General features: G+C 70.5%; 11 protein-coding genes. 10 read left to right on the top strand and 1 reads right to left on the bottom strand.

The features are described 5' to 3' along the window. Positions 1-197: 197 nt before the first annotated feature. Positions 198-1,235: a CobW family GTP-binding protein gene (locus ACWC5C_RS14175; protein WP_450875667.1), complete on the top strand. Its 1,038-nt coding sequence runs from the start codon at positions 198-200 to the stop codon at positions 1,233-1,235. Between the two features lie 7 nt (positions 1,236-1,242). Here ACWC5C_RS14175 and ACWC5C_RS14170 read toward each other — a convergent pair whose 3' ends face one another. Further along, the gene (locus ACWC5C_RS14170) at positions 1,243-1,677 is read right to left on the bottom strand and encodes a VOC family protein (protein ID WP_450875666.1); all 435 of its coding nucleotides are present in this window, start codon (positions 1,675-1,677) and stop codon (positions 1,243-1,245) included. A 252-nt stretch (positions 1,678-1,929) separates the two neighbouring features. Here ACWC5C_RS14170 and ACWC5C_RS14165 point away from each other — a divergent pair, with 252 nt between their 5' ends. The 9 genes from ACWC5C_RS14165 (at position 1,930) to ACWC5C_RS14125 (ending at position 11,800) form a co-directional block, all read left to right on the top strand. After that, positions 1,930-3,297: a preATP grasp domain-containing protein gene (locus ACWC5C_RS14165; protein WP_450875665.1), complete on the top strand. Its 1,368-nt coding sequence runs from the start codon at positions 1,930-1,932 to the stop codon at positions 3,295-3,297. Between the two features lie 5 nt (positions 3,298-3,302). Then, positions 3,303-4,568: a type III PLP-dependent enzyme gene (locus ACWC5C_RS14160; RefSeq protein ID WP_450875874.1), complete on the top strand. Its 1,266-nt coding sequence runs from the start codon at positions 3,303-3,305 to the stop codon at positions 4,566-4,568. 42 nt (positions 4,569-4,610) lie between these two features. Continuing rightward, positions 4,611-4,877, top strand: a complete 267-nt coding sequence (locus ACWC5C_RS14155; protein ID WP_385442744.1) for an acyl carrier protein — start codon at positions 4,611-4,613, stop codon at positions 4,875-4,877. Continuing rightward, a complete protein-coding gene (locus ACWC5C_RS14150; protein WP_450875664.1) occupies positions 4,877-5,722 on the top strand; it encodes a hypothetical protein in 846 nt (281 codons plus the stop codon). The genes ACWC5C_RS14155 and ACWC5C_RS14150 overlap by 1 nt, the downstream gene beginning before the upstream one ends. 44 nt (positions 5,723-5,766) lie before the next feature. Then, positions 5,767-6,189 carry a holo-ACP synthase gene (locus ACWC5C_RS14145; RefSeq protein ID WP_450875663.1) on the top strand — a complete coding sequence of 141 codons (423 nt, stop codon included), beginning with the start codon at positions 5,767-5,769 and terminating at the stop codon, positions 6,187-6,189. Further along, a complete protein-coding gene (locus ACWC5C_RS14140) occupies positions 6,179-6,598 on the top strand; it encodes a 3-aminobutyryl-CoA ammonia lyase (protein ID WP_450875662.1) in 420 nt (139 codons plus the stop codon). The genes ACWC5C_RS14145 and ACWC5C_RS14140 overlap by 11 nt, the downstream gene beginning before the upstream one ends. Positions 6,599-6,664: 66 nt before the next feature. After that, on the top strand, positions 6,665-7,675 hold the full coding sequence (locus ACWC5C_RS14135; RefSeq protein WP_450875661.1) for a 3-oxoacyl-[acyl-carrier-protein] synthase III C-terminal domain-containing protein: 1,011 nt from the start codon (positions 6,665-6,667) through the stop codon (positions 7,673-7,675). A gap of 4 nt (positions 7,676-7,679) precedes the next feature. Continuing rightward, on the top strand, positions 7,680-9,011 hold the full coding sequence (locus ACWC5C_RS14130) for an MFS transporter (protein ID WP_385442733.1): 1,332 nt from the start codon (positions 7,680-7,682) through the stop codon (positions 9,009-9,011). Continuing rightward, entirely contained in the window at positions 9,011-11,800 is a 2,790-nt protein-coding gene (locus tag ACWC5C_RS14125) for a discoidin domain-containing protein (RefSeq protein ID WP_450875660.1), read from the top strand. The genes ACWC5C_RS14130 and ACWC5C_RS14125 overlap by 1 nt, the downstream gene beginning before the upstream one ends. Positions 11,801-11,820: the final 20 nt, after the last annotated feature.

Here is an 11,820-nt window from a genome sequence, read left to right as displayed (position 1 = left end):
TAGAGTGCGCCCAGGCGGAAAGGTATGCCTTGCGGCCTTGATGCCGAACCTGGTAATGGCTGAAGCGGGGCGGCGCCACCGAAACTGACAGTATGTCAGCTCACTCGCCGATGGCCGAGATCCGCCCCGGGCCGCCGTCCGGATAACATGAACGGCCCGCCCGCACCGCCCACGCATCGCCGCACGGAGACAGAGCCTTGGCCACACAACGGATCCCGGTCCTTCTCCTCACGGGTTTCCTGGGTTCCGGAAAGACCACGATGCTCAACCATCTGATGCGCGACAGCGTGGACACCCGGATCGGGGTCATCGTCAACGACTTCGGCAGCATCAACATCGATGCCATGGCCGTCGCCGGGCAGGTCGACTCGATGATCCCCATCGAGAACGGCTGTCTGTGCTGCGCCGCGGACGCCTCCGAAATGGACGAGATGCTGGACCGGCTCACCGATCCGGAGCTGCGCATCGATGTCATCGTGATCGAGGCGAGCGGCCTCGCCGAACCGCAGAGCATGATCCGTACGCTGCTGTCCAGCGGCAATGAGCGCATCCGCTACGGGGGCCTGGTGGAGGTCGTGGACGCCGCCGAGTTCGCGAGCACCCGCGACCGCCACCCCGAGTTGGACCGCCATGTCCGCGACGCCGACCTGATCGTCGTCAACAAGACCGACCGGGTGGGGGAGGACGAGCGGCGGCGCGTCCTGGACACCGTCGCCGAGATCGCCCCGGGGCTGCCCGTCCTCACCGCCGAACACGGCCGCGTCGACCCCGGCCTCCTCTTCGACCACGAGCCCCGGGAGACGCCCGAGGAGCGCTTCCGGCAGCTCTCGTTCGCAGACGTTTGCGGCGAGGAGCACGACGACCACAGCCGCCATCTGCACGCCGCGTACAAGAGCGTCGAATTCGCCTCGGCCGAGCCGCTGGACCCGCGCCGCTTCATGGCATTCCTCGACGCCCGGCCCGCGGGCCTCTACCGCCTCAAGGGCTTCGTCCACTTCGCCGGTGCCGACCCACGGCGGAAGTACGGGCTGCACGCCGTCGGTGCGTACCTCCGCTTCCAGCCGGTGCCCTGGGAACGGGGGGAGCCCCGCGCCACCCAGCTGGTGCTGATCGGCACCGGCATCGACGCCGACACCCTCACCAAGCGGCTGACCGACTGCGTCGCGACCCATCCGGAAGAAGCCGACGAGCGGCACATGATGGGCGTCCTGCGCTACGTGGACGACGCGGACTAGCCGGGCGTTACGGAGTGCCGAAGTCCGGCAGGGTGACCGTCCCGTCCTCGGCGAGCGGGAACCCGGGGTTGTAGGCGACCTCCCAGGCGTGACCGTCCGGGTCGGCGAAGGCGCTGGAGTAGAAGCCGATGGCGTTGACTGCCGCGGGCTTGGTGACCGTCCCACCGGCCCGCTCCGCCGTCGCGAGCAGGGCGTCGACCTCTGCCTCGGACCGTACGTTGTGCGCCAGGGCGATCCCGCCGAACCCGGCGGCGGGCCCGGGCTCCAGCCCGCAGTCCCGCGCGAGCTTGTCCCGGTCCCACAGCACCACCCCCACCCCGCCCGCCTGGAAGAACACGGTCTCCTCGACTTCCTGCCCCTGCCAGCCCAGGGCCTCGTAGAAAGCCTTGGACCGGGCGAGGTCGGACACGCCCAGCGTGACCAACGTGATGCGCTGTTCCATGCGATATCTCCTTCGCTTTCCGGACGGAGATGGTACGCGTCCGGACGGAGTGCGAGAAAGCCGAAGCCCTGGGGCCTGTGGGTACCGTAAGGGGGCACCGAAGTGCTTTCGGGAAACCACCACAGCCTTTTCCGGCGGCTATTGCCGGTGCGCCTCGCCATGCCCTGTACTTCTCGAGGTGACACGGCGCGCTGAACGTTCCTGACCATCAATCCTGTCGTGAGTGGCAAACCCCTGCACAGGAAGGTGTAAATGGCTATGAGTGGTGCCTACTTAGGCGGCCTCAAGGACTCGCTGACCGGAAATCCCGAAGCCCGGCTGGTCTTTCTCTGCAATTTCGAGGTCGAGCACACGTGGGCGCGCGATTACATCGGACTGCCGCTGCCGAAACTGGCATCGGCTCCCACCACCGTGCAGCGCATGGAGGAACTCGGCGCCCTGCTGGCCGGGAGCGGCGACATGATCTGCCTGGGCGATCCGCTCGACCCCGGCTTCACGCGGTACGCCACCGACCTCGGCTTCCAGCTGCCGGCCGAACTCGTCGTCCCACGGGGCGAACCCGGCGCCAGTACCGGCGAACGCATTCTGGCCTCGCCCGAAACGCTGCGGCGCCTGGCCGACCTGGCCGATGGCCGCACCTATCTGATGCCGATGGGCACCTCCGCCACCGAGCAGAAGATCTCCGAGGCGACCGGCCTGCCGCTGGCCGTCCCGGACAGCGACACGATGGAGCGGGTCAACGGAAAGATCTACGGACGGCGCCTGGTCGACGAACTCGGCATCCGCCCGGTGCCCGGCGAGTGCTGCGAGACCGTGGACGAGCTGACGGCGGCCGTCCGGCGCGGCCTCGATGAGGGCGTGCCGCTGATCGTCAAGGAGTCGTACGGGGTCTCCGGCAAGGGACTCATCGTGCTGGACACGCCCGCCAAGGCCGAGCGCCTGCTGCGGATGGTCGACAAGCGGGCGGCCCGTACCGGTTCCCGCGCCATCCACGTGGTGGTCGAGCGGTTCCTGGCCAAGCAGTGCGATCTGAACTACCAGTTCACCATCGACCGCGTGGGAGGTGTCCACTTCGATTTCGTCAAGGAGGCGCAGACCTCGGGGGGTGTGCACCTCGGCCATGTGATGCCGACCCGCCTGGGCGCGGCCCAGCTGGCGGAGCTGGAGGACACGGCGGGCCGGGTCGGGAAGCGGCTGTACGAGGACGGACTGTTCGGCGTGGTCGGAGTGGACGCCATCCTCGGCACGGACGACACGCTCTACCCCGTGCTGGAGATCAACGCCCGGTTGAACATGTCCAGTTACCAGGGGCCGGTCACCGAGCGGTTTCTCTCCTCCGGTTCCGCGCTGGCCAAGCACTACGCGCTGGACCTCGAGGGCCCGGTCCGGTTCCACGAGATCGCGTCGGCCCTCGGCCCGCTGGCACCGAGCGGACCGGGCGGCACCGGTGCCGTCATCACCTGCTTCGGCACGGTCAACGCCGAGGCCCACCGGCGGCCCCCGTTCGAAGGCCGCCTCTACACCCTGCTGTTCGCCCGTGACCGCGACGCCCTGACCGCCCTCGACGCCGAGGTGCGCGAAGCGCTCGGCACCGTGCCGACCATAGAGGAGATCCGGTGAACGCGATGGAGTTCGAGATTCAGGGCGTGCCGGTATCCGAGCTGGCCCGCGAGTACGGCACCCCCCTGTACGTCTACGACACCGAAGCCCTGCGCACCAACTACCAGCGGCTGCGCGAGAACCTGCACCCGGCGGTCGATGTCTTCTTCTCCCTCAAGGCGAACCCGAACATCAGCGTCTGCTCCTACCTCGGCTCGCTCGGGGCCGGTGCCGAGGTGTCCTCGCTGACGGAGTTGATCACGGCGCAGCGCGCCGGCGTCGCCGCCGGGAACATCATCTTCCTCGGCCCCGGCAAGACCACCACGGAACTGCGCGCCTGCCTCGAGGCCGGTCTGCACGCCGTCGTCTGCGAGTCGCTGGAGGAACTGCGGGCGCTGGATGCCCTGGCCGTCGAGGCAGGCCTGACCGACGTACCGGTGCTGCTGCGCATGAACCCCGACTTCCAGACCAAGGGAGGCGGGCTCTCGATGGGCGGCAAGCCCCGGCAGTTCGGGGTGGACCTGGCGGCGCTGCGGGAGTCGGCCGCGAGCCTGGTCCGGGCCCTCCGGTCGGTGCGGGTGATCGGAATCCACGCGTACATGGGGACCCGCATCCTCGACTACTCCGACGTCGTCAACAACACCACCAACATCCTCTCCATCGCCGAGACACTCTGCGACGAGCTGGGCGTCCCGCTGCGGACCGTGGACTTCGGCGGCGGCCTGGGCGTGCCCTATTTCGACAACGAGAAGGAGCTGGATCTCAACGCCCTGCACGGCGAGGTCAACGCGGTCATCGAGCAGTTCGTCGAGCGCCACCCGCAGACCCGGCTGATCATGGAGCTGGGCCGCTATCTCACCGCGGTGGCCGGCACCTACGTGGTGCGTGTGCTCTACGTCAAGGAGTCGATGGGGGAGCGCTTCGCGATCGCCGACGGCGGCACCAACCACCACATGGCCGCGGTCGGCGTGGGCAGCTTCGTCAAACGCAACTTCCCCATCCGGTCGTTGAGCCGCTACCACGACCCGGCGACCTCCCCCATCACGGTCACCGGACCGCTGTGCACCCCCAACGACGTGATCGGCAAGCGGGTGGCGCTGCCCCCGGTCTCGCCCGGTGACCTGCTGGGAGTCGAGCGGTCGGGCGCGTACGGGCCGACCGCCTCGCCGGTGCTCTTCCTGAGCCACGGCTATCCGGCCGAGGTCCTCGTCCACGAGGGGACGCCGCACCTCATCGCCCGCCGTGACACCCCCGAGGACCTGCTGGACCGGCAGCACCTGGTCCGTTTCTAGCCACACCCCTCTGAACACTCCTCTGACCCGAACGGAGTTCCCATGGACCGCGTCGAACTCGTCCACCAGATCGAGTCCGCGCTGAGCGAGGCCCTTGAACGGCCCGTCGACAGCCTGACCGAGGACGTCCGGCTCTTCGACGACATGCACCTCGACTCCACCTCCGTGCTCGAAGTCCTCATGACGCTGGAGGACTCGGTCGGGGTGGAGGTCGACCCCGAGCAGCTGGAGATGACGGACTTCGCCACCGTCGGCAGCTTCACCGACTACCTGCTCCGGCAGCTGCCTGCCACGGCGGACCAGGCCTGATGGCCGGCAGCACACTGGCCGTACGGCACGGGGCGGCGGTCCTCGCCCCGCACCGCACCGTGCGCCCCGAGTTCTCGATCATGGCGGAGTACGACCGCGACCTCCTCGCGTCCTTCGGCCAGAGCCCGGATCCGGAGGCGGCCGGGGACCGGCCGGTGGTCACCCATGTCGATCTGGTCCGGCGACTGCTCGACGGCGATCCGCTCGGATCCGTGGAGCCGGACCTCGTGATGGTCGCCTATGCGCTGCCCGATGTGCACCCCTTCACCACCAGCTCCACCCAGCTGAACCGGGCGTTCGGCGACCGCGCGGCGAGCTTCGCGCTCGCCGAGCAGGGACTGGCGGCGCCGTTCTCGGCGCTGCGCATCGCCGCCGCGTACAGCCGACTCGGCCACTGCGACCAAGCCGTGCTCGCGGTGCTGGAGCAGACCACCCTGCCCAACCGCGACCCGCTGGTGCACAGCGCGGATCTGGTCGACTCCGGCGTGCTGCTGCTGTTGCAGTCCGGGAGCGAGGGGCCGGGGCTGGACGTGCACGACGTATGGGTCCAGCGCCGACCGGACGACTGCGCCCGGCGGCTCACCGCCCTCACCGCATCGGCCCGGTCCGGCACCTCGCTGCTCGTCGAGGGTCCTCGCAGCGGGCACGACATCCCGGCGGACGGCATGGAGGTCCACCGGCACGCCGAACGGACCTACTGCACCAGCGTCTGGATGGCGCTCGCCCAGAACCCCCAGTGGGCCGGGGAGTACGCCACGGTCGTCCTGCACGACACCGACCCGCGCTCGGGGACCTGCTCGGCGGCGATCCTGCGTACCGCCGCGCACCCGGAGTCCTCGCCGTGAGCCGGACCCCGAGGGGGGCTGGTCCCGGGACCGAGCCCGGGACCGTGCCCCCCTTCGTCGGGGTCGACCTGCTCCGCATCGGCGAACTCGACCGACTGGTGCGGCGCGGGTGGTTCCGGCACCTGCTGTATTCGGCCCCGGAGCGCCGGGAGGCCGGGACGCTGGCTCCCGGCCGATGCCGGGAGTTCCTGGCGGGCCGATTCGCCGCCAAGGAAGCGGTGCTCAAGGTGCTGGGCGTCGGGCTGCTGGCCGGTGTCCCGGCCTGGCAGATCGACATCGGCCGGACCGAGCGCGGCGCCCCTCGGGTGCGCCTGACCGGCGCTGCCGCGCGCCGCGCCGCCGATATCGGCCTGGACCGGATCTCTCTGTCGATCTCGCACAAGGAAGACCTGGTCATCGCCATCGCGGTGGGCTGGCCGACGGCCCTGCCGGTCCAGACGAAGAGGAGGACACCCGGTGCCGACTGATCCGACCGACCCGTCCACGGTGATGCTGCGGGTGCGCATCGGAGCCGAGGAGGCGCACTACGGCGGCGACCTCGTGGACGGAGCCCGGATGCTCCGCCTCTTCGGCGACGTCGTCACCGAGATCGCCATCCGCAGCGCCGGAGACGAGGGCCTGCTGTCCCACTACTCCGAGGTGACCTTCACCGCTCCCGTCCACGCCGGTGACTTCATCGAGGTCACCGGGCGGCTGACCAAGGAAAGCCGACTGCGCCGAACCGTCGAGCTGGAAGCCCGCAAGGTCATCGAGGCCCGCTACGAGGAGGGCCACAGCACCGCCGGGGTCCTCGACGAGCCGGTGGTCGTCTGCCGTGCGGTGGGGGTTGTGGTGGTGCCGGTGCACAAGGCCCGCCGACGCGCGCTGACGGTCTGAGCCCCACCACGCGGCTCAGCAATTCGCAGCTTCAGGAAGCACGGACACGAACAGGAGGACAACGGCGTGACCTTCTCGACCGCCTACACGCCCCGGCCGGGCGATGGGCCGCAGCGGTCCCTGGACGACCAGCCGACCACCCTGGAGGCGTGGGGGGCCTACGTACCGTCCCGCTCGGTCTCCCTGGAGGAGGCCGGCGGCCCCCTGGGCCTGACGCGGGCTCAGATGAAAGTGCTGCGGCGCGTCTACGGCGTCCGCGACATGCGGCTGGACCCCGAACAGTCGCTCTTCGACCTCATCCTGCCCGCCGCCCGCGCGGCGCTGAAGGAGGTGACCGACCCGAGCACGGTGAAGTACCTGCTGTACGGACACGCCACCCAGGAGGTCACCCCCTCCACCATGGACGCCGCCGACATCCTGCGCACCTCGCTCGGGCTCCCTGACGCACAGGCCTTCGGGCTCACCCAGCAGAACTGCGCGATCGGGCTCGCCGCCATCGACATGGCGGGCGCCCTGCTGGCGATGGACGGTGACCCGGCGGCGCGCGCCCTGGTCGTCACCGGCGAGAAACCCTTCGCGAAGCTGAACCAGGACTACCACTCCCTCGGTTCCGTGATGGGCGAGGCCGCCAGCGCCTGCCTGGTCGCCCGGGGCGGGCGGGGAGACCGGGTGCGCTCCTATGTCACCCGCACCCGCGGCGAGTTCGCCGACGGCATCCTGATGGACCAGGAAACCCGGGAGAGGGCCAACAACGCACACGACCCGGAGGTCTCGGACGTCATCCGCGAGGCGGTCGCCAAGGCCGGGCTCCACCTCGACGACATCCACCGGTTCGTGCACTACAACTCGCTGATGGTCGAGGTCTCCACCGAACTCGGCGTGGACCGCGACCGGTTCTTCACCGACAACCTCCCGAAGTACAGCCACTGCTACGCCTCGGACGTCCTGGTCAACTACACGACGATGCGGGACACCGGACAGCTGGAGGCCGGTCGGCACTACCTGTTCACCGCCACCGGCCTGGGCGCCACGTACTCGGCCATGGTCGTCACCCACGCGCCCGAAGGGGACTCCTGACACCGTGCGGAACCTCGAAAAGATCCCCGAACCACCCCGCAGCAGGCTCCGGGCCGGAGCGGGTTCCCTTCACTGGGCCTGGATCGTGGCCGGTGTCTCGTTCCTGGTCCTGATCGGCACGTCCGGCTTCCGTTCCCTGCCCTCGGTGGTCATGACCCCGATCCACGAGGAGATGGGCTGGTCCTACGGCACGATCTCCTTCGCGATCTCGCTGAATCTGGTGATCGTCGGCCTGGCGGCACCGTACGCGGCGGCGCTGATGGAACGCCTCAGCATCCGCAGTGTGCTCTCCGGCGCACTGGTGCTGATCGCGCTCGGCACCGGACTGCCCGCGTGGATGTCGGCGCCGTGGCAACTGGTGCTGCTGTGGGGCCTGCTGGTGGGCGCCGGGTGCGGCGCGATTTCCCTGGCCTTCGTCGCCACCCTCACCGAGCGGTGGTTCGTCAAACACCGTGGCATCGTCTCCGGCGTCCTCACCGCAGGCAGCACCGCCGGTCAACTGGTCTTCCTGCCCCTGCTGGGCGGGCTGAGCGACAACTCGAGCTGGCGCACGGCGTCGATCGTGGTGGCCCTGGGTTCCCTGGTCGCGGTGCCCTTCGTCGTCCTCCTCCTCCGGGACCACCCACGGGACAAGGGCCTGACCGCGTACGGAGCCGACGAGGCGCCGAAGGAGGAAACGGACGCGGAACCGGAGGCTCCGAAGGCTGAGGCGGCCACGGTCGGCGCGTTCGGGGTGCTGCGGCAGGCGGCCCGTACGCAGGACTTCTGGCTGCTGGCCGGTACCTTCGGCATCTGCGGCGTCACGACGTCCGGCTTCATACAGACCGACTTCATCCCGGCCGCGCACGACCACGGGATGACCACGACGGCCGCCGCCGGGCTGCTCGGCATCGCCGGGGTCTTCGACATCGTCGGGACCACCCTGTCGGGCTGGCTGACGGACCGGTTCGACTCGCGCTACCTGCTCCTCGTGTACTACACCCTGCGAGGACTGTCCCTGCTGATGCTCCCGTGGCTGTTCTCCGACACGGTGACGACCGGCATGCTGATCTTCACCATCTTCTACGGCATGGACTGGATCGCCACCGTGCCGCCGACCATCCGGCTGTGCCAGGACGCCTTCGGCTCGTCGGCCGGTGTGGTCTTCGGCTGGCTGTGGACCGCGCACCAGCTCGGCGGGGCGCTCGCCACCGCCGTGGGCGGGCTGATCCGTGACAACTTCGGCAGCTACACGCTCGTCTGGTTCACGGGCGCCGCGGTGTGCCTGGCCGCGGGGGCGATGTCCCTGGCGATCCGTCCGGCCAACCCCCTCGCGCGGAGCGGGGTTCGGCTGTGATGGCCGGGCCCGAAGCTTCCGGCCGGGCGCTGCGGACGGGGACGCGGACGCGGACGTACCGATGGTTGCGGCTCGGCTGGATCCTCCTCGTCGTCCTGGCCCTGCCTGCCACCTCGGCCGCCGCGCTGCCCATCCGGGCCACGGCCCCACCGGCGCCGTCCACCGCCTCGTGTTCCGGGGAACCCGCGGCGGACGGCTGGGCGCCGTCGTCGACCGCCATCGACGCGCAGGACAGCTACCACGCCTTCGTGGCGAACGGCTACCTCGGGCAGCGCGTCCCGCCCAACGGCACCGGGTACTGGGCCAGTGAGCAGAAGACCGGCTGGCCGCTGTACACGCCGCGCTACGACGGCTCGTACGTCTCGGGCCTGTACGCCCACAACCCGGCGACCACCGACGACCGGCAGGTCATCGCCGCCCTTCCCACCTGGACCGGGCTGACCGTCGGCGTCGGTGCCGACGTCTTCACCTCGGCGACCCCGGCAGACCGGATCTCCCGCTACCGGCAGACCGTGCTCCTGCGGTGCGGCCTGGTCCGCACCTCGCTGACCTGGACCACAGCCGACGGACGCGCCACCGACCTGGTCTACGAGGTGTTCGCCGCCCGCGACCGGGAGCACACGGCCGCGGTACGGGTACGGATGACCCCGCACTGGAGCGGTGACGCCACCGTCACCGACCTCATCGACGGCCGCGGTGCCCGGAGGCTGTCGGCGACCGGCGGCGGGCGCGAGCCCGGCCGCACCATGACCGTGGGATTCCGCGCCGATGGCACCGGGACCCGGGGCGCCATCGCCTCCACCCTCACCACCGGCCCCACCGTCCGCGTGCGCGACACCCGCCCGGCCGAGGAGAACCGGAGCCTGACGAACCAGCAGTCCGTCAACTTCCCGGTCCGCGACGCTCACACGTACACGCTCACCAAGTACGTCGGCGTCGACACCGCCCTGACCGCCGACGCGCCACGTCAGGCGGCGGTGGAGGCTTCCCGGAAGGCGGCGGAGCGGGGCTGGCCGGACCTGTTCGCCACCCACAGCGCGGCCTGGGCCGCGCTCTGGCGCGGCGGCATCGAGGTCGCGGGAGCGCCCGACCTCCAGGCATGGATCCGCTCCTCGGAGTACGGGATGCTCTCCAACGTCCGCGCCGGCTCCGGCAACAGCGTCGCGCCGACCGGACTGACCAGCGACAACTACGCGGGCCAGGTGTTCTGGGACGCCGACACCTGGATGTTCCCCGCGCTGCTCGCGAACCAGCCGCAGCTGGCCAGATCCATCGTGGACTACCGCTACCGCACCCGTACGGCGGCCCGCGCCAATGCCGAGCGGTATGGCTACTCCGGTCTGTTCTACTCGTGGACCAGCGGTGGCCAGGGCGACCTCGAAGAGTGTCACAGCTGGGGCCCGCCGCCGCACTGCCTCATGCAGATCCACCTCCAGAGCGATATCGCCCTGGCCGTCTGGCAGTACTACCAGGCGACCGGCGACCGCGACTGGCTGCGGACACGTGGATGGCCCGTACTTGAGGGCATCGCCGAGTTCTGGACCGGGCGGGTCACCCGAAACACCGACGGCAGCTACTCGATCGAGAACGTGGCCGGCCCCGATGAGTACAGCAACGGCGTCACGGACGGGGCGTTCACCAACGCCGGCGCGGCCACGGCACTGCGCGACGCGACCCGCGCCGCGCGGGTGCTCGGACACGACCCGCCCGCCGACTGGACGCGGATCGCGGACCGGCTGCGCGTCCCGTACGACGGCGACCGGCAGGTGTTCGAGCAGTACGCGGGCTACGACGGCTCGAAGATCAAGCAGGCGGACACCGTCATGCTGATGTACCCGCTGCGGTGGCCCATGACCAGCGAGCAGGCGTCCCGCACCCTGGACTACTACGCGGTGCGCACCGACCCGGAAGGCCCTGCGATGACGGACGCGATCCACGCGATCGACGCCGCGGCCATCGGCGAGCCGGGCTGCTCGACGTACACCTATCTGATGCGCTCGATCGAGCCGTTCGTCCGTGGGGCCTTCCATCAGTTCTCCGAGGCGCGCGGCGCCAAGGCCGGAGCGGACGACCCGCTGGCGGGCGCGCCCGCGCACAACTTCCTCACCGGGGCGGGGGGCTTCCTCCAGGCGTTCACCTACGGCCTGGCCGGACTGCGGTGGGAGGAGGACCGGGTACGACTGGACCCGGTGCTTCCCCCGCAGCTGGGGGACGGGGTGCGGCTGAAGGGGCTGCACTGGCGGGGCCGTACGTTCGATGTCGCGGTCGGGCCCCACCGCACGACCGTCCGGCTGACCGGTGGCAGCCCGTTCGAGGTCGAGACCGCCGAGGGCACCCGGACGGTCACCACCACGGCCCCGGCCGTGCTGGAGACCCGTCGCCCGGACCTCGCGGCCACGGCCAACGTCGCCCGGTGCGCGACGGCGACGGCCACCTCCGGGCAGCCGGGCATGGACGCCCGGGCGGCGGTGGACGGCAGCACCGCCACGGCCTGGGTCCCGGCCCAGGCGACCGGCAGCCTCACCGTCGACCTGGGACGCGCACGCCGGGTGACCGGCATCTCGCCGGAGTGGACATCCACCGCGCCCGCCTCGTCCACCGTGGAGGTCTCGGTCGATGGGCGGCAGTGGAGTCCGGTGGAGAACGCCTCTTCCGGCGCGCTCCGGCACCCCGCGCACGTCCGCTACGTACGGCTCACGCTCGAAGCGGACAGCAGCGGGGATCCTCCCGGCCTCGCGGAGCTGACGGTCCGCCAGGGCTCCGCGAGCCGGCCGCCCGGCGACCGGTAGCGGGACCCACACCGGAACCC

This window comes from Streptomyces sp. NPDC001700, from assembly GCF_053596435.1.
Note: the sequence above shows the minus strand (reverse complement) of the source record. Positions and strands in the feature narration are given on the sequence as shown.